Below are 24057 nucleotides of genomic sequence, written 5' to 3'. Positions count from 1 at the left end.
CTTTCACTTTGAATCCTACAGTAGACATCATATATCAGTATTTTCCAAACTTAACAGAAGTTCAGAAAACACAATTTGCACAACTTGCAGAACTTTATCCGTTTTGGAACAATCAGATCAATGTTATTTCACGAAAAGACGTTGAAAGCCTTTATCTGCATCATGTATTACATTCTTTAGGTATTGCAAAATACGTCATGACATTTGCTCCGGGCACTCGTATTTTAGACGTTGGCACAGGCGGAGGATTCCCAGGAATACCATTGGCTATTTTATTTCCTGAAGTAAAATTTCATTTGGTAGATTCGATCGGAAAAAAAATTAAAGTTGTTCGCGAAGTTGCGTCTGCTTTAGGACTTGAGAATGTTGAAGCAGATCACATCCGTGCAGAACAATTGGACGACAAATATGATTTTGTTGTATCACGTGCTGTAACACGATTAGCAGATTTTGCTCCTTGGATCCGCAATAAATTCCTTAAACAGGATAAAAATGGAATTCCTAACGGTATCTTATATCTAAAAGGTGGTGATTTAAAAGAAGAAATTAAAGAGTCACGACTGAAAGCTGAGCTGCACCCACTATCCGATTATTTTAAAGAAGACTTCTTTGAAACGAAATATGTCGTTTATGTTCCGATGTAATTTAGGGATTTAAGATTTCTAATTTAGGGAGACTCAGACGTTGATGAATGATTTCGACAGAATCGAGGTAGTTTTTTAAACTGTGCTGCACATAAGCGATCTGATCGTAATGGTCTGCCTTACGCAACCATTTGGAGGAAGGTTCATAATAAGCCCGAAATTTAACCAAAGAGTCTCCCGTTAAAGGAGTGTAAGCTTCAGTTAGCGCAGTCCATTGTGCTAAGACTTTGTCTTGTTCGAACTCCCGCTCGAATAGTCTTTGAAGTCTCCGAGAAGCACGGCCCTTCTTACTCAAAAGATTATACAACTTATTGAGATTAACGGCAAGACCGCCCTGATGTGGTAAGGTCACCATATTTTTGGTATCTCCCCAAAAGTATATGGACTTATATGTAACCTGCTTTTCGGCCATTTTCTCTTCCGCCGTTAATTTTTCCCCAACTATTAGCGCAGTATCCAGTATGTTGGTATCCTGATTAATTATTTTTTTATTCCGAAGAGTGGTATCTGGATAGGAAAAAATAAAATGAGCAGATGAAGATTTGGCCTTGCTAAAAAATAAAAGCAGACAGATAGACAGCAAAAAAAATAAGCGACCTGGATTCATTTCTTTATAATTAGTTATTTAAAAATAACTACAAAAGAAATACGAACGACGATTTTAACTTTGTTTAACTGTCTATCTATCTTGAATTATTACCCCAATTCTTCTATAATTTTTTTGCCAATCGCATTAATCTCTTCGTCCATACCAAACATTGGTAAACCAGTCTCGGGATTGGTTTTCAACCACAGATTCTCTGTATCTTTAATAATCTGTACATATTCTACCCCTTCTTTAAAAATCACATAAGTATCTTCCTCTTCTGGGAATACCGAGTAAACAATATCTTCAATTTCTATATCAAACGGTTCTTTCATTTCCATAGTCATATATTTTTATTTCAAACAAAGATACAAGCTATCTCATAATTCTCTAAAATATGAAAGTAAAATTCTTTTCTAATCATTTTTGATATCAAAAGTAAAACCGTTTAAGCCTGAATTTCAGTAAAATATTATTATCTTTAAATAACCGAATATGAACTTTTACCATCAAATAGCACTTACCAAAATTAAGGGGGTAGGACCTAAAACTGCGCGAGCTTTGCTTACGCACTGCGGTTCTGTGCAAGAAATCTTGGAGACAAATGCCAGCACTTTAGCAAAAATTCCAGGAGTAAACAGTCGAACAGCTAATGAAATCGCGTCGAAAAACTATCAGGAAGCAACCGAAAAAGAAATGGCATTTGTTGAAAAACACCAGATAAAAGTTTTATGGATAGATAATTCGGATTATCCTCAGAAATTGAGAAATTGTGAGGATGCACCACTGGTCTTATATTACAAAGGGAATGCCGACCTCAATAAAGAACGTATGGTCAGCATTGTCGGAACGAGAAATGCCACCAGCTATGGTCGCAAACTTTGCGATACGCTCATTGAACAGATGCAGCCTCTTGATACCACAATTGTGAGTGGACTGGCCTATGGCATCGATATCATGGCTCACAAAAATGCTTTACTGCATCGGATACCAACAGTGGGTGTATTAGGACATGGACTAGACCGGATTTATCCGGCGACTCATAGAGAAATAGCATCAAAAATGCTTCAACAGGGTGGATTACTAACTGAATTTCCATCAGATAGCAATCTTGACCGCCAAAATTTCCCGATGCGAAATCGCATTATAGCAGGTATGTCTGATGTAACGATTGTCATAGAGGCGGCCACAAAGGGAGGCGCGCTCATTACTGCAGAAATAGCAAATAGCTATAACCGAGATGTATGCGCATTCCCGGGAGCAATAGATCAGCTTTATTCGGCAGGTTGTAATTATTTAATTAAAACCAACCGCGCACATCTGATCCGGGATGCGAAAGATCTTTGCTACTTGATGAACTGGGAAGCTCCAGAAAAGCAAACAGGTATACAGCTCCCACTCCTACCTCCTGAGTTAAATAAAGATCAGTTGCACCTCTATCTCTTTCTACAGGGTAAACAGCAAGTTGGTATTGACGACATCACGCGTTACTGTAACTGGCCACAAAGTAAACTTGCGATGATTTTACTCGAAATGGAGATGAATGGTCATATCACCTCTTTACCTGGAAAAATGTATAAAATTTAAACCTAAACAACCTTATAAATCTAAATGAAAGAAAATACAAATACCAAAACTATTTGGAAAGTAATCGGTGCGTCCTCCATGGGAACACTGATTGAATGGTATGACTTTTTTATCTTCGGAAGTTTATCCATCGTCATTTCAACCAAATTTTTCCCTGCGGATAATCCAACTGCTGCTTTCCTTTCTACCTTAGCCACGTTTGCTGCTGGTTTTGTTGTCAGACCATTCGGTGCACTTTTTTTCGGTAGATTAGGAGACCTTATCGGAAGAAAATACACATTTATGGTTACACTGTTGCTCATGGGAGGTGCCACTTTCTTGATCGGTTGTATACCCAGCTATGAGAGCATTGGCTTTCTTGCCCCCTTACTGGTACTGATCTTACGTTTATTGCAAGGGCTGGCACTCGGTGGTGAATATGGTGGAGCGGCAACTTATGTGGCAGAACATGCCCCTGAAGGTCAACGTGGCTATTGGACATCCTGGATACAGACGACAGCAACTTTTGGTTTATTTATCTCTTTGGTTGTTATACTCCTAACAAAATACATCTTGACCGAAGAACAATTTGACGCCTGGGGATGGCGTGTTCCATTTATTCTATCCATATTGATGGTGTATGTGTCTTACCTCATCCGTAAAAACATGAGTGAATCGCCCGAGTTTGCCAAAGCGAAAGAAGAGGGTACAACAAGCAAAAATCCTTTAAAAGAAAGCTTTGGAAACCGGTATAACTTAAAATTTGTACTGCTTGCTTTATTTGGCGCAGCTATGGGACAAGGAGTCGTATGGTATACGGGACAATTCTATTCCATGAGTTACATGAAAACTGTGATGCACCTCAATTCGGACGAAGCTGATATGATCTTAGGAACGGCATTGCTGATCGGAACACCATTTTTTATTCTTTTCGGCTGGTTAAGTGACAAAGTCGGCCGTAAATGGATTATGCTTTTGGGCATGTTATTGGCACTTTGTACCTATAGACCTATATACAAAGCGATGTATCAACTAGCGGATACCAGCACAAAAGAAGTGAGCTCGACCAAAACATTAAAATTGGCCGATAACAAGCTTCAAACGATTATCCAGTATACTGATGGAACACGTTCTCAAGAAATAAGCCACGATCAATCGACCGAACAGGATAGGCTTATTAAAAAAACGGTAACTGTGCATGTTAGTAACCGCATAAGTTTGACAGCATTGATATTTATTCAGATCATATACATCACCATGGTGTATGGACCAATCGCGGCATTTCTGGTGGAAATGTTTCCGGTTAAAATTCGTTACACATCGATGTCCCTACCTTACCATGTCGGTAATGGTATTTTCGGAGGCTTATTGCCCGCTATTTCGACTTACCTGACAACAAATGCACAGGTTGCTCAGGATCCTGAATTCTATTTAGCAGGACTATGGTATCCGATCATTATTGCGGCTGTATGTTTCATAATCGGATCGTTGTATATTAAAAATAAACCTAATCACCTCAACAATGGATAAGCTAAAAAAAATATTAGGGATTCTTTGGATTGCGCTGGCGGTATTTACCGCATACTTTTGTCTTTTTGAACTCGCAATTCCTAAAATAATGATCGGACATCAAGAAGATTTAGTATTCGGAATCATTATTATGTTCATTTTAACACCAATTATCTCACTTGGTCTAGGTCTTTTTGGGTATTATTCGCTCTGTGGCGAGTATGGAAAAGACAAGACTTAAAATTATTCTTATTGACTATCAGCGAAGTAAGCACTAATAGCAAAATATCTTTCTTTAGAAGGATTTTTTTTCTACTTTTGTGACGGGTAAGTCTTTTACGACCAGCTCCCATTGACTCCCCCAGGTTGGGAACAAAGCAAGGGTATTTGGTTGAGCGGTGCGATAAAAGGAGCTTACCCATTTTTTATGCCCAAAATTTCGGGTCAGCTTCCTTTCACAAATCGTAAATACACAGCAATTTTAAGGAATACTTCTACTAAACAAAATAATTTTGTTTATTTGTAACTGAATTAGAACTATCGTATGAGTTGGTTTAAAAGAGATAAAGCCGGAATTAACACGGCAACAGAAAATAAAAAAGAGGCGCCAGACGGATTGTGGAACAAATGTCCATCATGTAAAAAACCGTTGTTGAACCTTGAACAAATCGAAAACAATTACGTTTGTCAATACTGTGGATACCACCTTAGAATTGGTTCTGCAGCTTATTTTTCAATCATTTTTGATAATAACGAGTTTACTGAATTATTCCCGACATTAAGCTCAGGTGACCCGATCAATTTCTTCGATTCAAAACCTTATACAGAACGTTTAAAAGAAAGTCAGGCTAAAACAGGTCTGGTTGATGCTATTCGTTCTGGTCATGGTAAAATCGATGGGCAGGAACTGGTTATCGCTTGTATGGACTTTAACTTCATCGGAGGTTCTATGGGTTCTGTAGTAGGTGAGAAAATTGCACGTTCCATCGATTACTGTATCGAACATAACATTCCTTTTATGTTGATTTCCAAATCAGGTGGAGCCCGTATGATGGAGGCTGCATTCTCATTGATGCAAATGGCAAAAACAGCGGCAAAATTAGCCCTATTGGCTAAAGCAAAATTGCCTTATGTTTGTTTGCTTACAGATCCAACGACAGGAGGTGTTACCGCTTCTTACGCCATGTTAGGAGATATCAATATTGCTGAACCAGGGGCTTTAATCGGTTTCGCAGGTCCACGTGTTATCAAAGAAACAATCAAAAAAGATCTTCCTAAAGGATTCCAGACTTCAGAATTTATTTTAGAGCACGGCTTCCTGGATTTTATCGTAGACAGAAGACAATTAAAAGAAAAAGTATCAACATACTTGAGATTGATTAAATAATAATCGGTCTTTAAAATATCTTCGGTGGAACACCGAAAAAAACAAGAGCTCCTACTATTGGAGCTCTTGTTTTTTTAGATACTTTAGAAAAGCCCAAAATCTCCGCTTGGATAAATAATCAAAATCAGCCTCATTCGCATAAGCCTCCCGCTCGTAAGATATATTCAGATAAGCTTGATGGAAATTTCTGTACTGCAGATAACGAAATAAAAATTCAATAAGATAACTGATATAAAAGAATATGATAAGCAATTCCACCGCCTGCCTCATATGTATCTGCTCATGATTGATCAATTGACGGTTATCTTTAAATATACGCTTCTTTAGAAAAATAAAAGGATAAATAGTAATGGCATCAGCCTTTCCCCATGAAAATACTTTTGTCCAAAACCGACTAACCAAAATCATATCTTTTCAAATTAAATCCAATTCTATAAATTACTACGAATCAAGATAGATAATTTTTATTATCTATCTTACATTGTATATTTCCTCTATAAAATAATTCTTGATGATAAAGGAAAGAACGATAAATTTGTTTTATATTAGGTGCAATGATATTCAACAAATTTATTTAAGTTTGTTATATAAAAATTAACAGATTAGTATGCCTTACAAAGAGCGCGAAATTAATAAATTGTATTATACGATGGGTGAAGTGACAACCATGTTTGATGTCAACGCCTCCCAAATTCGTTTCTACGAGCGTGAATTTGATATTATTCAACCAAAAAAGAATAAAAAAGGAAATCGTCTATTTACCCAAGATGATATTGCTAATTTAAAAATCATCTTCAATCTGGTTAAAGATAAAGGTTATACCCTTCAAGGTGCACGTGAATATCTGCGTACAAATAAATCGGAAGCAAAAGAAAACCAGCGTGTCGTCGATTCTTTAGAAAAATTGAAGAGTTTTTTATTGGAAGTACGTGACAGCCTATAGCTAAAAACCTATCTTCCTGCGAGTTCAATAATCTCTAAATTTTCAATTTTACTGCCATTTATTTCAAACCGCATGAGTGTTCTCACTTTATGCCAGCCCTGTTTTCCCGCAGCCCCTGGATTTAGATGCAGGCATTTTAACTTCTGATCATACATCACCTTCAAGATATGCGAGTGCCCCGTTATAAAAAGCTGGGGAGGATGAGCTGTTATTTCTTTCTTTATCCGTGGTGCATACTTACCGGGATACCCGCCGATATGTGTCAGCCAAACATCTACGCCTTCACAGGTGAACCTCAGATCTTCGGGAAAACGATGACGTAGTCCTTGATCATCGATATTGCCATACACTCCACGTAAAGGTTTAAAACCTTCCAGTTGGTCTGCAACTTCGGCATTCCCAAAGTCACCAATATGCCAGATTTCATCACAGTTTTCAAAGTGCTTAAACACCGACTCGTCCAGATAAGCATGTGTATCTGATATCAATCCAATTCTTGTCATACTAAAAAGCTAAAAAATAAGGTCGCAAAGCGGTCTTATACATTTCTGAATAAACACCTTTCGCTTCATAAATTATAAAATCAGAAACTGTTGAAACTCCACGATAAGCTTTCTGAAAAACAATAATCTTACGGATGATGGCATCACCTTCGAAAGATCGGATCTGAATCTCCTCTTTTAAACATAAATTCAAGGTTTCCGCAATCTCCTTCAGTTCATCGGCCAATAGTTTTGGAACGATCAAAGCCAATTGCCCATCTACCTGTAGCTTGTCTGCGGCGAAGGTCAACAGCTCGTTAAAAAACTGAAGATTGGTATGTCTGGCCAACTTCTTCCTTGCATCTGGATTATGCAACGAATCGGTATAAAAGGGCGGATTAGAAATAATAAAATCAAAAGAGCCTGTATCAGTAAAATCTTGAAATGAACAAGCGTGCATCACCATTCGGTCTCCAAAATTGGAGTTTCTAAAATTTATTGCTGCCCGCTTCGCGGCTGCAGGATCAATTTCTACAGCGATCACCTCGCTATCCGCACAGCGCTGTGCTAACATGAGCGCAATCACACCTGTACCTGTACCAATATCTAATATACGTTCCGAAGAATCAACATGAACGAGTGAAGCTAATAACACAGCATCGGTATTAATTTTCATCGCACAATCAGATTGATCAACGGCAAACTCTTTAAACTGAAATATAGAAGCCATTGTCACAAAGATAATCCTTTTAAAACCGTTGCACTATTTGATCAGTACAATATTTGAATAAATTTTTATTACTTTAGGTCAATAAAAACAAATACATATGAACCGATATATTTCTGTTATATTCTTCAGTATTATCACCCTATTCACGATCATTCCAACATCCTTTGCACAAGATAAATGCGAACTAACGATCAACAGCTCGCTTGAACCCTTGACTAAGATATTAAATGCAAACCAGTACGATAAATTAGCACCGATCTTAGCTCAGATAGAACAAAGCTGTGGGACTATAGAGCTTGTTCAGCGAATCAAAATAGTACATTTGATCATCGCTAAACAAAGTAGTGGCAATGCCATCGAGCGCTATTTAGACAATGGTTTTGATGAACAATTACTGAACCGCTTTCGTGATGCTGCAAGAGAGGATTTTGCCTATCAGTATGAATCTAATAAACAGCAATATAATTATGTTCCACTGAGACATCCGATCGACCAGCTCATTAAAACACGTGCAAAAGCTTTATTGCAGTCTCAATCCTATACGCTTTCCGATGCAGAAATTGACATCTTAAATCTTTTTTCGAACGAAGAGCTATTACGTAATCAGGCATCATCTGTAAAACAAACCGTACCTGAAAAACAAGATAATGTAATAAAAGAGGAGCAGGAGGAGACATTAGCTTTAGCAGATTATTACAATAAGTCTAAGATAGGTTTTCTTCCGTATATAGGTGTATATGGTCCTTTAGGGGGAAAAAACACTACATTTGGACCCAATCTTTCTCTTGGTTTTACTATTATGAGCTCGCTCCAAAAGTCATTTATATTTGAAGGGGGATTTAAGGTCCGTATCAATAGCAACGATAAAAATTTTGACTACAACTATTATGATCAGAGCGAATCTGTGAATTCCAATTTTGGTTTATTTTTTGGCGGAGCTGTCGGTTACAAAATCTATGATAACACCAAGTATATTGTCATTCCTAAACTTAATATCGGAATAGATATTGTCGACACCGGTATATCTGAAGACATCTATACAGATGGTTATTACGATGGTTATGGCGATTATATATCCGGCGGAAATTCCACAAAATTACATACAGTGAATACCATGCACTTGGGACTTAGTATGGCAGGAATGCGTCAGATTAAAGGAAAAAATTATATAGGAATAGAAGCTGGATATCATTATACCCCATACCAGTGGGATCATAATCTGCTCAGCAACATCTACAACCACTACGGAAGTATCGAATTATTTTTCAGATTCTAATTTTTCAATAACCGCTGGATCTCATCCAGTTTCATAAGGGCTTCCACAGGCGTAAGCGTGTTCACATCCAGATTATTCAGCATATCACGGATTTTTTCAAGGACGGGATCATCAATCGAAAACATCTGTAATTGATAGGCTTGCTTTTGGATTTTGCGCATACTATCCTTAATCTGTTCGCCCCCAGTCCGCTCCTGTTCTAATCTTTTTAAGATTTCATTTGCACGGGATAGTAATTTTGGTGGCATACCTGCTAATTTAGCTACGTGGATACCAAAGCTATGTTCTGAGCCTCCAGGAACTAACTTACGTAAGAATATGACCTTATTGTTCATCTCCTTGACCGTCACATTATAATTCTTGATACGTGGCATGGAATTGGTCAATTCATTCAATTCATGATAGTGAGTAGCAAACAATGTTTTGGCCTTAGCTGCAGGATGGTTATGAAGAAATTCAGCAATAGCCCAAGCGATAGAGATACCATCATAAGTGCTTGTTCCTCGACCGATCTCATCCAATAAAATTAAACTCCGGTCAGAGAGGTTATTCATGATACTCGCCGTTTCATTCATTTCAACCATAAATGTTGATTCACCGGAAGATAAATTATCAGATGCTCCTACCCGGGTAAAGATTTTATCCACAAGACCTATCTTTGCTTCCTTTACAGGGACAAAAGAACCGATCTGAGCCATAAGTACGATCAATGCAGTTTGGCGCAAGAGCGCCGATTTACCGGCCATGTTGGGACCAGTGATGATGATAATCTGTTGCGTCGTATTATCCAAATAAACATCATTCGTGATATAATCTTCACCAATGGCCATTATCTTTTCGATAACAGGGTGACGACCACCTTTTATATCTAATACTTTACTTTCTGATATCTCGGGCTGAACATAATAATTCTTTTCTGCGATAACAGCAAAGTTCAAAAGCACATCTAATTTAGCCAGTAACTGCGCATTCAATTGAATCGGTTTAATATAAGCCGCAATAGCAATTAACAATTCGGCATAAAGACGATTCTCAATGACCTGAATTTTTTCCTCAGCACCTAAAATCTGATCCTCATATTCTTTTAGCTCCTCGGTGATGTAGCGTTCGGCATTCACCAAAGTCTGCTTACGGATCCATTCCGTAGGTACTTTATCACGGTGTGTATTGGTAACTTCTAGGTAATAGCCAAAAACATTATTAAAAGCAATTTTAAGGGAAGGGATACCGGTTGCCTCCGCTTCTCTCTTTTGGATTTCGATTAAATAATCTTTTCCTCCGAAAGCGATCTTACGTAAACGATCCAATTCATCGTCCACACCATCAGCTATTACATTTCCTTTATTCAAGGCAACAGGAGGTTCTGCAGAAACTTCTTTTTCAATCTTATCACGAATGATACGACAGATATCCAACTGATCAGCAATGGCTCGAAGGGATTCAGAATTTTCCTGATTCGTTAGCTCCTTTAATTTTTCAACAGCATACAAGGCACGTTTCAACTGTACAATTTCGCGGGGTGAAGCTTTCTGAAGACCAATTTTAGAAATAAGCCGCTCAAGATCGCCTACATACTTAATCTCTTGAATCAAGGCATCACGTAAATCTCTATGCTCTGAAAAGTAAGCTACCACATCGAGACGCTCTTGAATTGATTTACGATCTTTCAATGGCATTACAATCCAACGTTTTAATAATCGCGCCCCCATGGGAGAAGCAGTTTGATCCAAAACATCCGATAAAGTCGTCGCATTTTCATTTGTAGATCCGATCAGTTCGAGATTACGAACTGTAAAACGATCTAACCACATGTAGCGATCTTCTTCAATACGCGAAATATTAGAAATATGCTGCAGATTGCGGTGTTCTGTTTCATTTAGATAATGTAAGGCAACACCGGCAGCAACCATTCCAATAGGCATCCGGTCGATACCAAAACCTTTCATCGAATTAACTTCGAAATGTTTTAATAAGTGCTCTGTTGCGTAATCTCCAGTATAAGGCCATTCGTCTAGCGTATAGGTATAATACTGACTCCCGAATAGCTCCAAAAACTCTTTAGATTGCTTACGCGACATGATGACTTCAGTAGGTTTAAATCCCTGCAAAAGTTTGTCAATATAAGACTGCGTACCTTGTGCGACTAAAAACTCACCGGTAGAAATATCTAAGAAAGAAATTCCGATCTGCGTTTTCTCAATATAAATTGAGGCTAAATAATTGTTGGACTTCTGTTGGACAATATTATCATTATAAGAAACCCCAGGAGTTACCAATTCTGTCACTCCACGTTTAACGATGGTTTTGGTTTGCTTAGGATCCTCCAATTGGTCACAGATGGCTACACGCTGACCTGCACGGACAAGTTTTGGCAAATAAGTCTCCAGAGAATGATGCGGAAAACCTGCCAGAGCAGTTTCCGATTCGGTTCCATTTCCTCTCTTTGTTTGTACGATCCCTAAAATACTGGCGGCCTTAATGGCATCTTCACCAAATGTTTCATAAAAATCACCTACACGGAACAACAATAATGCACCTGGATATTTCACCTTGATCGCATTGTACTGCTGCATTAATGGAGTTACCTTTTTTTCTGCCTTTGCCAATTGGATTTCGTTTATTTATAATAAGCCGTAAAAATAACATAATCTACCTGATTAGACAAACGATCTCGTAGAATATGAAAAACTTAATTCTCTTTTCGCCTTAAATCATTTTTCAATATACATACATACCGAAGAATATCCATTACCTCGATCTCAGGCTTGTAAAAAAGAACATCTAAAAAAAAGCATATCATAAACAATACTGAACATAACAATTGGGCAAAATATTTCGTTCCTTTGCATTGTTTTTCAAAAGATATGGCAATTAAAAGAACGAATCAAGTAAAGAAAAAAAAGGTTCAAACAGGTTGGCAAAAAAAAGTTAAAACTTGGTCAATACGTATTGTTGGCGGTTTCTTTGCAATAACTCTATTTTGGGTACTCGCACTTAAACTCATCAATCCACCTATTACCTGGCTCATGATCCAACGTGGGTTTGAGCTACAAGCAGCTGATAAAGGATTTAAACTGGAAAAAGATTGGTTAGATTACGATGAGCTCTCGGACAACCTAAAACGTGCTGCGATAGCAGGTGAAGATGCTCATTTTATGACGCACTGGGGTTTTGACACGGATGCTATTCAAAAAGCTATAGAGAAAAATAAAGATGGAAAAAAATTACGTGGGGGAAGTACAATCAGTCAGCAGGTAGCAAAAAATGTATTCCTGTGGCCAAAACGTTCTTGGCTTAGAAAAGGTTTAGAAACTTACTTTACTGTTTTAATCGAAACATTCTGGAGTAAAAGAAGAATTCTGGAAGTCTATCTCAATGTTATTGAAATGGGGCAAGGTGTTTATGGAGCAGAAGCTGCATCCCAGTATTACTTCAAAAAATCAGGATCTACCTTATCAAAGAAACAAGCGGCCCTGATCATTGCAATCCTGCCCAATCCAAGACAGTGGGATGCCCGAAATCCTTCAGCATATGTCAATCGTAGAGCAAATAGTATTGTTCGTTACATGGATCATTACCAAATACCAGAATAGCAAAAATATGATCAGGTTATAATAAAAGAAGCGATGACTAATCAATCATCGCTTCTTTTATTATCTAGCCGAAAACTCGTTTATGCCAACTTTCTCCAAAAGGAATCTGCCATTTATCAGTTAAAGACGCTAAAGAGGTGATCGTATTATCAAAGACAACAGTTGTGTCGTCAATTTGACCATCTTTTACTAAATTTTCAAATTCAGATCTGGATGCAGCATGCAACTGACCTTCCTTTTTAAAAGCAACGTTCATACGATCAAAAAGCTGAATATCAAAATCTGCTTCTAGTGTCTTCAAAAAGCGAACGGAACTGTCAATTGAACAACCAGATGCTGCAGCAATCTGCTCATCCACGGATAGCACAATAAACAAGTTATACCTAACCTCCGCCTGAGCAGATAAAGGTTCTCCATGCACTTTCCAGCCTGCGGCAAAATCTGCCAACCTGTTTTGAATCAATAACGCTTCATCATCAGTAAAGAAACGATTTGATTGATATACCCACGCACTTGTCATAACTTTTGAATTAATTAGTGAACATAATATGGTGAAATCATCAAATATACAATAACACCCGTTACCGCTACATATAACCACATCGGGTACGTAATACGTGCTATTTTTTTATGTCTTTCATACGACCCGGCAATACCTCTTACATAAGTAATCAGTACAAAAGGAATAATAATAACAGATAATACTATATGTGTTATTAATATAAAATAGTATATCGGGCGTAATATGCCCTCTCCACCGTATGGTGTAGAGTTAGCGGTCATATGATAAGCAACATACATCCCTAGAAACGCAACAGAACAACATACACAAAGTTTAATTAATCTTTCATGTAATTTACGATTACCTTTTTTAATCGCTAAAACCGCCCAGAACAATAATACCGCAGTGATACCATTGATCGTTGCATATATAGGGGGCAAAAATCCCAAAGGCTCTACATCATATCCCAGTTTGCGTAAATTAACGCCAAACAAAGCTGCTACTACAAGTGGTATAACAACCGATAAAACGACAATCCACTTATTATACTTCTTCTCTTCTGCTGTTTGTCCCATTTTATTTAGTTTCAATCTTTGGAGGATGATTTCTTATTTCCTCCACAACCAACAATTTAATCTCATCACTTAAGCGTTCCGCTTCCTTTTTCATCGTGATATCATAAAATCCTCTGATCCTACGTTTCGTATCAATCAAAACGTAAGATGATCCTACAACAAAAGGATTATTGACATCTGCTGTGGCTAAAGCATCCTGCAGTAAACCATCTTTTGCAAATTTAAAGATATCCGAATTTGGTTTACTTACAAAGTACCATCTTTTATCTGAGGGATCAATATTCTTAATGTAATTTTTTAATACATCGGGTGTGTCATAAGTCGTGTCGACAGAAACAGAATAGAACTTAATCATCTTATTATGTCTAAACTCACCAGATATCTTATTTAGGCTATTAATCATTGTTGTCGAAAACGACTTATCTCTTGAATAAAAAAGATGTACAACAGTAATAGCGCTATCCTTCCCAAACAGCTCAACGGGTTTGCCATCGTAGTTGATAAAAGACATATTTGGAACCTGATGATAGATTGTATCCATGATATCTCTGCCCCATTTACGATGGGTAGTACCTGGAACTTCTTTCTGACCGAATATTGGCAAAGTAGAATACGAATTCGCCATTCCAGTTCTATTCAGCACTACATACAAAAATCCTGGCAATAATAATATTATTGCCAGGATCATGATAGTTTGAATACCTTTATTTTTACCAGTATTTTTACCCATTTATTTTATTTATTTTCCCACAACTGGTGAGGATGCAAATCATTCAATAAGAAGTTACCTTCAGTTAGCATTAAAATGATAAAATAAATAATGAAGATAAATACAATACTTACAGTAACGATGAAACTGGATTTCTCAAATTTCAAGTGCATAAAGTAAGCTACAATATAGTAAGCTTTTACTAATGTTAATACAATATAGATGGTATTAACTAAAGCACCTTTTGCTAAGATTTGCCAATGATGAACAAACCCCAATGCGATTAAGAATTCGACAGCAGTTAATGCTAAAAGGACGAAGAAAATTCTCCAGATACCCTTTTTGTCCATTCCTTCTCCGTGTCCGTGCTCCTCATGAGCAATATTATCGTGATGTTGTGACATAGCTTTTCTAAAATTAAAAACTTATAATTATACTAAATAGAAGAATGTAAATACAAACACCCAAACTAAATCCACAAAGTGCCAGTATAAACCTACTTTTTCAATCATTAAATACGAACCGCGATTCTCGAATGTGTTATTCAAAGTCATGCACAGGACGATAATATTTAAGATAATACCTACAGTAACGTGAAAACCGTGAAAACCTGTGATCGTAAAGAACAGATTGGCAAACTGCAACGCTGAAGTATAGGAGATATCATGTGTAAAATACGGTTGCAAAGCATCTTTAATAGCATCACCCTCTAAACCTGTAGCCGGGTTTTGACCAAACCAGAAACCAGCATGGTGTAAGTGAGTCCACTCAATCGCTTGACAGCCTACGAAAGCAATACCACCAAGTATTGTCCATAACATCCATTTTACGACTTCATTTTTTGAGTTACGATGCCCTGCTTCTACAGCTAAAACCATAGTCACAGAAGACATAATCAAAATAAAAGTCATAATACCAACGAACACTAAAGGTTGTCCGTGTTCTGCAATACCTGGTATAGATTGGAAAATCTTATCCGCATCTGGCCATGTACTATGTGCAAATCGTTGCGTTCCGTAATAAACCAAAAACGCAGAAAATGTAAAGGCATCCCCAACTAAGAAAAACCACATCATGATTTTTCCGTATTCCAAATTCCAAGGTGATTTTCCACCATTCCATGGACCGGTTTTTACCTTATCCAATTGTGATACAGTTGTACTCATTGTTTACTATTATTGATTCAAAAGTAAGAAAACATATATATAAATCCACAAAAGATCGAGAAAATGCCAAAAAATTGTGGCTAGATTCATGCGGAATTGATTGCCGTCTGGAGGAAGTGGTTTAAATACTCCCACTAAAGCGGTAATCAACACGATCACTCCCGCAATAATATGTGCTAAGTGCATTCCTGTAAAAACATAAACAAAAGACTGTGACGCATTGTTATTCACAAAATAAACGCCTCTTTCTGTTAATATTTCCCACGAATAAACCTGTAGCGCAAAAAATATAATTCCCAAAATTAAGGTAGCAAAAAGCAACGCTTTCTGTCTAGCCAAATTACCCACCTGCGCTGCCTTATAAGCAAAATGCATGGTAATACTACTTAAAACAATTGCCATCGTACTATAGATAAAAGTATCTGGTAATAATGTTTTAAGTCCTTTATCAACACCACTTGCCGTATAGACAATAAAACCGCTGGACAATGCTGCGAACATCATAAACATACCCAGCATACCCAACCATAGGGTAAATTTTTGAGCCTTACGCGATACTAACTTCTCGTCAGTTTGTTGTACTCCTTGATTTAACATTATTTCAAAGGTATAAAGTCAAATAATAACACTAATTGCGTAATAGGAAGATAAAAAAATGAAGTAAACATCACTTTTCTAGCCGAAGCAATATCCTGATTCTTAAAAAGCTGAAAGCCATAATAAGCAAAGAACACACCCCCTATCGCAGAAACAGCTGTAAAGATCCAGCCTCCGAAACCATAATACATGGGAAGAAATGCTGCTGGTATCATGATCAATGCTGAAAGAAAGACCATAAAAGCAGAAATCTTATCACGCTTGGTTGTTGGCAATAACCTAAAACCCGCCTGTTTATAATCGTCATCAATCACCCATGCTAGAGACCAGAAATGTGGAAATTGCCACAAAAACTGAATTCCAAACAAAATAAATGGAATCATAATGATTGCACTTTCATTCGTTTGACTGTAGATCGCTAAGTCATCTTGACTAAATGCAGCAAAATAACCAATCAATGGTGGCAATGCACCAGGAAAGGCACCTACAAATACAGCAATCGGTGATTTTCTTTTTAATGGCGTATACACAAATGCATATAACAATATGGAAAACACCGATAATAATCCCGCAACAAAATTCAAACGTACCAAAACCAAAGTTCCCAAGATTCCCATAAATAAACTTAGAATCAAGGCCTGACCAGTTGTCATTCTTCCTGAAGGAAGCGGACGGTCAGCAGTACGGGTCATTAACTTGTCTAGATCTCTTTCGATAATCTCATTGAAACCATTCGCTGCACCTGTCACTAGGAAGCCTCCTAATGTCAATAGCAACCAATTGATCCACAAAATATCCCCTCCAAGTTGCTTTGCTCCGATCAAAAAAGAGATGGATGCCGAAAAAACAACCGTTAATGTCAGTCTTAACTTAACTAATTTCTTGAAATCAGAAATAAATTCTTTCATAGCGACAAATGTCCTCTTTTTAATTGTTTGTACAAAGTAAAAACTAAATTACCTTATACATCCATTTCATTCATTCAATTAACGTTGCGATTTTCCTAACAACAACATCAAATAATATTGACATCCAAATAAAAGACTGCCAATGACCAAATGAGTTGTCTGTGCGAATGCAGGAACAGCAAATCTTGCCAGGATAATACCCGATAACATCTGAATACCTACTAAAATAAAGAGTAGCGTACCAAATCTTGCTTGAACTGTACTACTACTAAACTTTGTACGCACTAAAAAGAACAATACAATTACTAAAATCAAAGAACTATATGCTAGCCAACGATGTATTTCAAAATGTTGGCCAATATTTTGTATAAAATCTTCTCTAGGCATACCGGAAGCTGTCAACATATCAACAATTTCCCGTACTTCTGTTCCGAAGACAACCTGCACTAACATCAACACTAAAGAGACGATAGCAAGTACTTTTAATCCACTGGAATCTCGGTTAATCAGGATGGACTTATCCCGTAATGTTGTTGCTTTAAAGTAGGTATAGATGGAGATTGCTACAATAACCAATGCAAGAAGCATGTGTACTGTAATCACCCAAGGAGTTAAATTAGTTGAAACAACTATCGAACCCAACCAAGCTTGAACGACAACAACAAAAACATTAACCACCGACCAAATAAAAATTGATCGTTTCGATTTAATATAGGTAAAAGAATAGATGGCTGTAAACAATAAACAAAAGCCAGCAACAACACCAACTAAACGATTGGCATATTCTGTCCATGTTTTTGCTACATTAAACTCCTCATGTTCAAGAATACTTTTGTCCTGACGAATTTTAGTTGCCAAATCACGATAGCCAAAGAATTCAATCATCTTGGCAAATCGCTCATTTTTCTTAGCTCTACCTGTTATATAATGTTCTTCATAACCAACCGGCAACTGTGATACATCCGTAGGGGGAATAATCCGATTAAAGCATTTAGGCCAATCGGGACATCCCATTCCAGACCCCGTACTACGTACAACACCTCCAGCTACAATCACTAAAAACAAAACAACTATTGTAATGAAATTGGATCGAATAAAACGCTTTTCAGCTGCTGGAAACATATCTTTTACCTTTTTGGTTATCAATAATATTTAGAGTAAGTCATTTCGCACAACTTACTCTAAATATTCATTTTACTTATTTTCTATTTTGAGCATCCCATTCTGTCTGGATACGCTCAGCTTCTTCATTACCTTCGAAATCATGAAGGAAATTAGAGCTCATTGTTTCTGAGAAAGGTACAGTCTGAGGAATAAAATCTTCATCATGTCCTGGCTTACTGTAGTCATATGGCCAACGGTGTACTGTTGGGATCTCTCCTGGCCAGTTACCGTGGATATGTTCTACTGGAGTAGTCCACTCTAATGTATTGGACTTCCAAGGGTTCTGAGGAGCTCTTTCTCCAAAGAAAATGGAGTAGAAGAAGTTGAACAAGAAAGCTACTTGACCTAAACCTGCAACGATAGCAGCCCAAGTAATTAACATATTAACTGAAACCCATTTCTCCATGAAGGCAAACTCAGTAAATGCATAGTAACGACGTGGAACGCCATCTATACCCATAAAGTGCATTGGGAAGAATACCAAGTAAGCACCGATAAATGTCATCCAGAAGTGTAAGTAACCCAGTTTAGTGTTCATCATACGACCAAACATTTTAGGGAACCAGTGGTAAACACCACATAGCATACCGAAGATCGAAGCAGATCCCATTACCAAGTGGAAGTGGGCTACAACAAAGTAAGTATCGTGCAAGTTGATATCTAATGCTGCATTACCTAAGAATAATCCTGTAAGACCACCTGAGATAAAGAAAGATACTAAACCAATAGCAAACATCATCGCTGGAGTGAAACGGATGTTACCTCTCCATAATGTCGCCATGTAGTTAAATGCTTTTACCGCAGAAGGAACTGCAATGATTAATGTTGTGATCATAAATACACCTCCTAAGAAAGGATTCATACCTGTCACAAACATATGGTGACCCCAAACGATAAATGATAAAACTGTAATACCAATTAACGAGTAAACCATGGCATGGTAACCAAAGATTGGTTTACGAGAGTTTGTCGAGATAACCTCCGAAGTAAGACCCAATGCAGGCATAACAACGATATAAACTTCCGGGTGACCTAAGAACCAGAATAAGTGTTGGAACAAAATTGGAGATCCACCTTCATTAGGTAAAATCTGGCCTTGAACAACTAAATCTGATAAATAGAAAGAAGTACCGAATGAACGGTCAAAAATCAATAGAACAACTGCTGATACTAATACTGGGAAAGATAACATACCTACGATGGCAGTTAAGAAGAAAGCCCAGATTGTTAAAGGCATTTTCCAAAGATCCATACCTTTCGTACGCATGTTTAAGATTGTACTTACGTAGTTAATACCACCGATCAACTGTGAAGCTACGAAAAGAACCATACTTACCAACCATAAAGTCATACCTGTAGCAGATCCTGCAATTGCTGTAGGTACTGCAGATAGCGGTGGATAAATTGTCCAACCAGCTGAAGCAGGTCCACTTTCAACAAAGAAAGAAGCAATCATGATAACTGAAGCTACGAAGAACATCCAGTAAGACAACATATTCATCAAAGGAGACGCCATATCGCGTGCACCGATTTGATAAGGGATCAGTAAATTACTAAAAGTACCCGATAGACCCGCTGTTAAAACGAAGAATACCATGATGGTACCGTGTATGGTTACCAAAGAAAGGAAAAATTCGGGTGCAATACGGCCGCCTGCAGCCCATTTACCTAGGAATACTTCCAAAATTGGAAATTCTTTATCCGGCCACGCAAGTTGGATACGGAATAAGATGGATAAGATCATAGCAAATACCGCCATGAAAATACCCGTGATCAAAAATTGCTTAGCAATCATCTTGTGGTCACCACTGAAGATATACTTCGAAATGAATGACTCTTGATGATGTCCGTGCGAATCGTGATGCTCAGCGCTATGCGAAATAACTGTACTTGACATATTCGTTTTTAAAATTCAATTATTCTAATTAATTTATTGAAGCAGTAACGTTTACGCTATCTTTTAACTGTGGAGCTTTAGCATCCTTAGCGGCAAACTCTTTCTGTAAATCCTCAGTAAAATATTTATTCTGTGTTGCTAACCACTCTTTGTATTCTGCTTCAGTAACTACAACTACTTTTTTCTGCATATTATAATGTCCAGAACCACAGATCTTGTTACATAACATAACATAATCATACTTGTAGTCATTCATACGCTCACGCATTTCTTCTGTTGTCACTGTAGGAGTGAATTGGAAGTAATTCGTCATACCCGGTACAGCATTGATCTGAACACGGAAATCAGGAATGTAGAATGAGTGAATAATATCTTTTGAGATAATATGAAAACGAACAGACTTATTAACCGGAATCACGATATCAGATCCTTGGATATCATCCCAAGAGTTTTTATCATTGAAATCGATACCGTAAGGATTAGTCGGAGTTGTCATCTTATAATTACGTTTACCAATCACGCCATCAGATCCTGGGTAGCGAACGCTCCAAGCAAATTGCTCACCCAATACTTCAATCTGAAGAGCAGATTTCTGTAAATCTTCTGGCACATTTGTAATTGATCTCCAAGTAAAGAAACCAAATAACACCAATACTGTTAAAACAACAGCTGGAACGATTGTCCAGATTTTTTCAATTGTATTGTTATGTGGTAAATAGTAAGCTTTACCATTTTTCTTCATTCTATAAATGAACGTAAACGTCAGTAATAAAATGTGTGTGATAACCAATACAAATGTTGTAATAACAGTTGTGATGATAAACATCGTATCAATCTTAGCACCATGTTCTGTTACAGCATCTCTCCATGCCATACCGCCGTGGTGAGAGAATGAATAATACACACCTCCTAAGAAAACAAATAGGAAGATGAATAATAACCATGCCTGAAAACTATTTGATGCTAAAGGATTATGCTTTCTATTCATCTTATTTGTTAACTCATAGATTGAGATAACTTTACCAATAACAGCAACAACTGTACAGATAACTAAGAATAATAAAACATAATAAATGAAGTTTTTATAGACTTGAGGGTCTATCTTCTTCTCTACCTCTGCAGCTTTGGCGTCAACTTTTGTTGTAGCCGTACCTGCTGACGCAGCAACTTCTGCTTTTGCAGTTGTAGCCGAATCGACAACATTTGCTCCAGCAGCTGTTGCATTAGCTGCAACAGCTTCCGTAGCTTTAGTCGTATCTACCACTACAGAATCTTGGCTTGCAAACGATGGGACTGTGAATAACAACCCGATTGCAAGGACCAAACCTGAGATGGATTTGAATCTATTATTTAATTTAAAGCTCATTTCTTTATAACGATTTTACGTAATATCCCTTTAAAAGCGAAACTATATTTGGTGATGTAAACTCTCATCCAAGAAAGGATGATTTTTAGCCACTAAGCTCTGTTTACTCAATTTACTCATTACTAAGAATGTAAATAAACCTACAAATCCAAGTGCTGTACCAATTTCTACAATACCAAACCCACGGTGAGATTCAACTGTACCAGGCATAATCATGATATAGTAATCTAACCAGTGACCTGCTAGTAATAAAATCGCAACGAATAACATGGCATTTTTCTTACGTTTTGCATCACGATCAACTAAAAGCAATAAAGGAGCTAAAAAGTTGATAACAATGTTTAACCAGAACCATGGTTTATATTCCGGCTCCCAACGTTTGTAAAAATATACAGTTTCCTCAGGCATGTTAGCATACCAGATTAAGATAAACTGTGCAAACCAAACATAAGTCCAGAAGATAGAAAAACCAAAGATCAATTTACCTAGATCATGTAAATGATTTTCATTTACCCAGTTCATGTAACCTGCTTTTTGTAATACAATTAAAATAATTGTAATCACACAAAGACCACTAACCCACATTGCTGCAAAGTTATACCAGCCAAACATCGTAGAAAACCAATGTGCTTCTAATGACATGATGGTATCAAATGACCAAATTGGAGTTGTGAAACCAAAAATAACTAAAAATATAGCTGATAATTTAAAGCTCTTTTTATAAGAATTTAAACCACCTTCTAAATCTTCTTTATAAGACAATTTCGCTAAGATAATGGCAAAAATACTATATAGTCCCATAAAAATTACCTGGCGACTTAAAAAACCTGAAAAATTCAAATACCATGACTTTCCAGCGATGATACTATCATAAGCAGGGCTATTCGGATCTGTAAGACCTTCTGCATACCAGTGATGGTATAGATTGTGAGTGCTTAATCCCAATGCAACAATCACTAATAAAATGATTGACGCAATAGGCAAAATACCTGCCATAGCCTGAGGTATACGGATGATACCAGCTGACCAAGCAGATTGTGTTACATATTGTAATGCTAGGAAAAAAGCTCCAGCAGCACATACACATGTAAAATAATAACCCATCAATAATAAGTTAGCATAAGTACGCTCTACTAGAATATGATCGCCCATAAGCATTCCGTAGGCTACTGCAGCTATACCAACAACGATTGCGATGATACTGAATGTTTTTGCTTTACCAGCAAACTCGAATCGCTCGTTGAAATTATAATCGTGATGATGATTGTGAGTTCCCATTTATTTATCTGATGTTAGATTATTTCTTTTGTAATTCATGAACGTACATAACAACTTCCCAACGTTCTTCAGGAGACAACTGCGATGCATGCGATCCCATTGAGTTGTGACCGTAATAAATCGTATGGTAAATCTTACCATCTGTCAAATCAGCCATCATACCGCCACGAGAAGAATTTGCAGCATCCGTTTTATGATAAGACGGTGGATTAGGGAAATTCTCAAGCTTACGTGTGCCTCTAGAATCTGTAATTTCACGGTCTTTTGTAATAGAACCATCACCTTTACCTTCTGGTCCGTGACAAACAGCACAGTAAGTAGTAAACAAAGCCTGGCCTTTTTCAAGTCTTGCCTGTGTTAACTCAAAAGGGTTAGTAACTTCACGTCCTGCGCGTTCGTAATCTTCCAAAGTGTTAGCATATTCAAATCTGGTAAAACCGATTGGATCTGTACCTTTTGGAGGTGTTTGTGCAGTTTGCTTGTTTTTAAAATTCTCGTTTGGTTGATCAGGATTGAAAGCAATCGGATCGTACATGTTGCGAGAAAACTCCCAACCTGTACTACGAGTAGTCTTGTCACCACAAGAAGAAACGACTGCTGTCAACGACAGAGCTGCACATACTGTAACTAGTAAATTCTTCTTATTCATAACTAACATATTTTCTATCATTGTACTTAACTTCTACAGCACCGGCTTCTTTCAATAAAGAATCGATCAAAGCATGGTCTGTGTTCTCACGAGCATCTATAGCGATAACGAAACGATCATCTGTAGCTCTTAAATCCATTACGCGAGGTGTACGTCCCGGGAATAAATGATTGCGATAAAAGAAAGTTGCAACCATACCCAAGGCACAGATTAAAATAGTCACCTCAAATGTTACTGGAACAAAGTTCGGGATAGCGAATGATGGTTTACCGCCGATATTCATTGGCCAGTCGTGTACCATTGTATAGTACAATAAACTGAATCCTAATGTTGTTCCTAATGCTCCAAAGCAAAATGCTGCAATAGGCAAACGCGAAGGTTTAACGCCCAATTTATCTTCAATACCGTGAATTGGCATTGGAGTAAAGCAATCATAGATGCTTACATTATTTTTCTGCAATTTGTCGATCCCATGCATCATTTCATCTGGATCAGCAAAACTACCTAATATATATTTTGTATTGCCCATT

Annotated in this window: 27 protein-coding genes and 1 other RNA gene; 9 read left to right on the top strand and 19 right to left on the bottom strand. The window is 37.4% G+C overall.

Features of this window, described 5'->3' with window-relative positions; translation table 11 throughout:
• Positions 1–8: 8 nt before the first annotated feature.
• Positions 9–644, top strand: coding sequence for a 16S rRNA (guanine(527)-N(7))-methyltransferase RsmG (rsmG, locus tag ACFS6I_RS04935; RefSeq protein ID WP_132772388.1), 636 nt, complete (start codon positions 9–11; stop codon positions 642–644).
• 1 nt (position 645) lies between these two features.
• Here the strand turns inward: rsmG and ACFS6I_RS04930 are convergent, their stop codons facing one another.
• Both ACFS6I_RS04930 and ACFS6I_RS04925 read right to left on the bottom strand, forming a co-directional pair.
• Complete coding sequence (locus tag ACFS6I_RS04930) at positions 646–1251, bottom strand: hypothetical protein (protein WP_380918568.1); 606 nt, start codon at positions 1249–1251, stop codon at positions 646–648.
• Positions 1252–1340: 89 nt separating this feature from the next.
• Positions 1341–1571, bottom strand: coding sequence for a hypothetical protein (locus ACFS6I_RS04925; protein WP_021188507.1), 231 nt, complete (start codon positions 1569–1571; stop codon positions 1341–1343).
• 154 nt (positions 1572–1725) lie between these two features.
• Between ACFS6I_RS04925 and dprA the strand changes: the two genes are divergently transcribed.
• The 5 genes from dprA (at position 1726) to accD (ending at position 5692) form a co-directional block, all read left to right on the top strand.
• Positions 1726–2817, top strand: coding sequence for a DNA-processing protein DprA (gene dprA / locus ACFS6I_RS04920; RefSeq protein WP_380918566.1), 1092 nt, complete (start codon positions 1726–1728; stop codon positions 2815–2817).
• A gap of 24 nt (positions 2818–2841) precedes the next feature.
• Entirely contained in the window at positions 2842–4326 is a 1485-nt protein-coding gene (locus tag ACFS6I_RS04915) for an MFS transporter (RefSeq protein ID WP_380918564.1), read from the top strand.
• Positions 4319–4546, top strand: a complete 228-nt coding sequence (locus ACFS6I_RS04910; protein WP_380918562.1) for a DUF6814 family protein — start codon at positions 4319–4321, stop codon at positions 4544–4546. Before ACFS6I_RS04915 ends, ACFS6I_RS04910 begins: the two co-directional genes overlap by 8 nt.
• Positions 4547–4630: 84 nt before the next feature.
• Positions 4631–4728: signal recognition particle sRNA small type (gene ffs, locus ACFS6I_RS04905), an RNA gene on the top strand.
• A gap of 121 nt (positions 4729–4849) precedes the next feature.
• A complete protein-coding gene (gene accD, locus ACFS6I_RS04900; protein ID WP_021188511.1) occupies positions 4850–5692 on the top strand; it encodes an acetyl-CoA carboxylase, carboxyltransferase subunit beta in 843 nt (280 codons plus the stop codon).
• 54 nt (positions 5693–5746) lie between these two features.
• Here accD and ACFS6I_RS04895 read toward each other — a convergent pair whose 3' ends face one another.
• Positions 5747–6100, bottom strand: coding sequence for a hypothetical protein (locus tag ACFS6I_RS04895; protein ID WP_380918560.1), 354 nt, complete (start codon positions 6098–6100; stop codon positions 5747–5749).
• Between the two features lie 199 nt (positions 6101–6299).
• On the opposite strand from ACFS6I_RS04895, the gene ACFS6I_RS04890 reads away from it, so the two are divergent.
• The gene (locus ACFS6I_RS04890; RefSeq protein WP_021188513.1) at positions 6300–6635 is read left to right on the top strand and encodes a MerR family transcriptional regulator; all 336 of its coding nucleotides are present in this window, start codon (positions 6300–6302) and stop codon (positions 6633–6635) included.
• An 8-nt stretch (positions 6636–6643) separates the two neighbouring features.
• On the opposite strand, the gene ACFS6I_RS04885 is transcribed toward ACFS6I_RS04890, so the two are convergent.
• Both ACFS6I_RS04885 and ACFS6I_RS04880 read right to left on the bottom strand, forming a co-directional pair.
• On the bottom strand, positions 6644–7138 hold the full coding sequence (locus tag ACFS6I_RS04885; RefSeq protein WP_380918558.1) for a metallophosphoesterase family protein: 495 nt from the start codon (positions 7136–7138) through the stop codon (positions 6644–6646).
• Between the two features lies 1 nt (position 7139).
• Positions 7140–7847: a tRNA1(Val) (adenine(37)-N6)-methyltransferase gene (locus ACFS6I_RS04880; RefSeq protein WP_380918556.1), complete on the bottom strand. Its 708-nt coding sequence runs from the start codon at positions 7845–7847 to the stop codon at positions 7140–7142.
• A gap of 97 nt (positions 7848–7944) precedes the next feature.
• Here ACFS6I_RS04880 and ACFS6I_RS04875 point away from each other — a divergent pair, with 97 nt between their 5' ends.
• On the top strand, positions 7945–9123 hold the full coding sequence (locus tag ACFS6I_RS04875) for a hypothetical protein (protein ID WP_380918554.1): 1179 nt from the start codon (positions 7945–7947) through the stop codon (positions 9121–9123).
• Here the strand turns inward: ACFS6I_RS04875 and mutS are convergent.
• On the bottom strand, positions 9120–11729 hold the full coding sequence (mutS, locus tag ACFS6I_RS04870) for a DNA mismatch repair protein MutS (RefSeq protein ID WP_380918552.1): 2610 nt from the start codon (positions 11727–11729) through the stop codon (positions 9120–9122). The two genes, ACFS6I_RS04875 and mutS, sit on opposite strands and share 4 nt — an antisense overlap.
• Before the next feature lie 258 nt (positions 11730–11987).
• Here mutS and mtgA point away from each other — a divergent pair, with 258 nt between their 5' ends.
• Positions 11988–12716: a monofunctional biosynthetic peptidoglycan transglycosylase gene (mtgA, locus tag ACFS6I_RS04865; protein WP_380918550.1), complete on the top strand. Its 729-nt coding sequence runs from the start codon at positions 11988–11990 to the stop codon at positions 12714–12716.
• Positions 12717–12780: 64 nt separating this feature from the next.
• Here mtgA and ACFS6I_RS04860 read toward each other — a convergent pair whose 3' ends face one another.
• From ACFS6I_RS04860 to ACFS6I_RS04800, 13 genes are all read right to left on the bottom strand, one after another.
• Positions 12781–13236, bottom strand: coding sequence for a hypothetical protein (locus ACFS6I_RS04860; protein WP_021189367.1), 456 nt, complete (start codon positions 13234–13236; stop codon positions 12781–12783).
• A 14-nt stretch (positions 13237–13250) separates the two neighbouring features.
• Positions 13251–13793: a DUF420 domain-containing protein gene (locus tag ACFS6I_RS04855; RefSeq protein WP_132772411.1), complete on the bottom strand. Its 543-nt coding sequence runs from the start codon at positions 13791–13793 to the stop codon at positions 13251–13253.
• Position 13794: 1 nt separating this feature from the next.
• On the bottom strand, positions 13795–14523 hold the full coding sequence (locus tag ACFS6I_RS04850) for an SCO family protein (protein ID WP_380918548.1): 729 nt from the start codon (positions 14521–14523) through the stop codon (positions 13795–13797).
• 5 nt (positions 14524–14528) lie between these two features.
• Positions 14529–14906, bottom strand: a complete 378-nt coding sequence (locus tag ACFS6I_RS04845; protein ID WP_021189364.1) for a cytochrome C oxidase subunit IV family protein — start codon at positions 14904–14906, stop codon at positions 14529–14531.
• Between the two features lie 27 nt (positions 14907–14933).
• Positions 14934–15668: a cytochrome c oxidase subunit 3 gene (locus tag ACFS6I_RS04840; RefSeq protein ID WP_021189363.1), complete on the bottom strand. Its 735-nt coding sequence runs from the start codon at positions 15666–15668 to the stop codon at positions 14934–14936.
• A gap of 9 nt (positions 15669–15677) precedes the next feature.
• A complete protein-coding gene (locus ACFS6I_RS04835) occupies positions 15678–16265 on the bottom strand; it encodes a cytochrome c oxidase subunit 3 (RefSeq protein ID WP_380918546.1) in 588 nt (195 codons plus the stop codon).
• Entirely contained in the window at positions 16265–17173 is a 909-nt protein-coding gene (gene cyoE, locus ACFS6I_RS04830; protein ID WP_380918544.1) for a heme o synthase, read from the bottom strand. The genes ACFS6I_RS04835 and cyoE overlap by 1 nt, the downstream gene beginning before the upstream one ends.
• 78 nt (positions 17174–17251) lie before the next feature.
• Positions 17252–18295 carry a COX15/CtaA family protein gene (locus ACFS6I_RS04825; protein ID WP_380918542.1) on the bottom strand — a complete coding sequence of 348 codons (1044 nt, stop codon included), beginning with the start codon at positions 18293–18295 and terminating at the stop codon, positions 17252–17254.
• Positions 18296–18371: 76 nt separating this feature from the next.
• Complete coding sequence (locus ACFS6I_RS04820) at positions 18372–20234, bottom strand: cytochrome c oxidase subunit I (RefSeq protein ID WP_380918540.1); 1863 nt, start codon at positions 20232–20234, stop codon at positions 18372–18374.
• A gap of 28 nt (positions 20235–20262) precedes the next feature.
• Positions 20263–21600: a cytochrome c oxidase subunit II gene (locus tag ACFS6I_RS04815; protein ID WP_380918538.1), complete on the bottom strand. Its 1338-nt coding sequence runs from the start codon at positions 21598–21600 to the stop codon at positions 20263–20265.
• Between the two features lie 42 nt (positions 21601–21642).
• A complete protein-coding gene (locus ACFS6I_RS04810) occupies positions 21643–22878 on the bottom strand; it encodes a hypothetical protein (RefSeq protein WP_021189358.1) in 1236 nt (411 codons plus the stop codon).
• 19 nt (positions 22879–22897) lie between these two features.
• A complete protein-coding gene (locus ACFS6I_RS04805; protein ID WP_380918722.1) occupies positions 22898–23536 on the bottom strand; it encodes a c-type cytochrome in 639 nt (212 codons plus the stop codon).
• Entirely contained in the window at positions 23520–24056 is a 537-nt protein-coding gene (locus ACFS6I_RS04800) for a DUF3341 domain-containing protein (protein WP_021189356.1), read from the bottom strand. Before ACFS6I_RS04800 ends, ACFS6I_RS04805 begins: the two co-directional genes overlap by 17 nt.
• Position 24057 lies beyond the last annotated feature (1 nt).

The sequence above is a fragment of the Sphingobacterium anhuiense genome (genome assembly GCF_042686355.1).
Classification (GTDB): Bacteria; Bacteroidota; Bacteroidia; order Sphingobacteriales; family Sphingobacteriaceae; genus Sphingobacterium; species Sphingobacterium anhuiense.
The sequence above is the reverse complement of the archived record's forward strand: the minus strand, read 5'-3'. Positions and strand labels throughout refer to the sequence as shown.

Excerpts from the sequence above, each read along its gene's own strand:
- ACFS6I_RS04860 (WP_021189367.1), bottom strand. The coding sequence starts at position 13,236 with ATGACAAGTGCGTGGGTATATCAATCAAATCGTTTCTTTACTGATGAT.
- ACFS6I_RS04875 (WP_380918554.1), top strand. The coding sequence starts at position 7,945 with ATGAACCGATATATTTCTGTTATATTCTTCAGTATTATCACCCTATTC.
- ACFS6I_RS04805 (WP_380918722.1), bottom strand. The coding sequence starts at position 23,536 with ATGTTAGTTATGAATAAGAAGAATTTACTAGTTACAGTATGTGCAGCT.
- ACFS6I_RS04835 (WP_380918546.1), bottom strand. The coding sequence starts at position 16,265 with ATGTTAAATCAAGGAGTACAACAAACTGACGAGAAGTTAGTATCGCGT.
- ACFS6I_RS04840 (WP_021189363.1), bottom strand. The coding sequence starts at position 15,668 with ATGAGTACAACTGTATCACAATTGGATAAGGTAAAAACCGGTCCATGG.
- ACFS6I_RS04800 (WP_021189356.1), bottom strand. The coding sequence starts at position 24,056 with ATGGGCAATACAAAATATATATTAGGTAGTTTTGCTGATCCAGATGAA.
- ACFS6I_RS04890 (WP_021188513.1), top strand. The coding sequence starts at position 6,300 with ATGCCTTACAAAGAGCGCGAAATTAATAAATTGTATTATACGATGGGT.
- ACFS6I_RS04855 (WP_132772411.1), bottom strand. The coding sequence starts at position 13,793 with ATGGGACAAACAGCAGAAGAGAAGAAGTATAATAAGTGGATTGTCGTT.
- ACFS6I_RS04815 (WP_380918538.1), bottom strand. The coding sequence starts at position 21,600 with ATGAGCTTTAAATTAAATAATAGATTCAAATCCATCTCAGGTTTGGTC.
- ACFS6I_RS04845 (WP_021189364.1), bottom strand. The coding sequence starts at position 14,906 with ATGTCACAACATCACGATAATATTGCTCATGAGGAGCACGGACACGGA.
- accD (WP_021188511.1), top strand. The coding sequence starts at position 4,850 with ATGAGTTGGTTTAAAAGAGATAAAGCCGGAATTAACACGGCAACAGAA.
- ACFS6I_RS04930 (WP_380918568.1), bottom strand. The coding sequence starts at position 1,251 with ATGAATCCAGGTCGCTTATTTTTTTTGCTGTCTATCTGTCTGCTTTTA.
- ACFS6I_RS04895 (WP_380918560.1), bottom strand. The coding sequence starts at position 6,100 with ATGATTTTGGTTAGTCGGTTTTGGACAAAAGTATTTTCATGGGGAAAG.
- ACFS6I_RS04915 (WP_380918564.1), top strand. The coding sequence starts at position 2,842 with ATGAAAGAAAATACAAATACCAAAACTATTTGGAAAGTAATCGGTGCG.
- ACFS6I_RS04825 (WP_380918542.1), bottom strand. The coding sequence starts at position 18,295 with ATGTTTCCAGCAGCTGAAAAGCGTTTTATTCGATCCAATTTCATTACA.
- ACFS6I_RS04880 (WP_380918556.1), bottom strand. The coding sequence starts at position 7,847 with ATGGCTTCTATATTTCAGTTTAAAGAGTTTGCCGTTGATCAATCTGAT.
- cyoE (WP_380918544.1), bottom strand. The coding sequence starts at position 17,173 with ATGAAAGAATTTATTTCTGATTTCAAGAAATTAGTTAAGTTAAGACTG.
- ACFS6I_RS04925 (WP_021188507.1), bottom strand. The coding sequence starts at position 1,571 with ATGGAAATGAAAGAACCGTTTGATATAGAAATTGAAGATATTGTTTAC.
- ACFS6I_RS04820 (WP_380918540.1), bottom strand. The coding sequence starts at position 20,234 with ATGTCAAGTACAGTTATTTCGCATAGCGCTGAGCATCACGATTCGCAC.
- ACFS6I_RS04850 (WP_380918548.1), bottom strand. The coding sequence starts at position 14,523 with ATGGGTAAAAATACTGGTAAAAATAAAGGTATTCAAACTATCATGATC.
- ACFS6I_RS04885 (WP_380918558.1), bottom strand. The coding sequence starts at position 7,138 with ATGACAAGAATTGGATTGATATCAGATACACATGCTTATCTGGACGAG.
- ACFS6I_RS04810 (WP_021189358.1), bottom strand. The coding sequence starts at position 22,878 with ATGGGAACTCACAATCATCATCACGATTATAATTTCAACGAGCGATTC.
- dprA (WP_380918566.1), top strand. The coding sequence starts at position 1,726 with ATGAACTTTTACCATCAAATAGCACTTACCAAAATTAAGGGGGTAGGA.
- mtgA (WP_380918550.1), top strand. The coding sequence starts at position 11,988 with ATGGCAATTAAAAGAACGAATCAAGTAAAGAAAAAAAAGGTTCAAACA.
- ACFS6I_RS04910 (WP_380918562.1), top strand. The coding sequence starts at position 4,319 with ATGGATAAGCTAAAAAAAATATTAGGGATTCTTTGGATTGCGCTGGCG.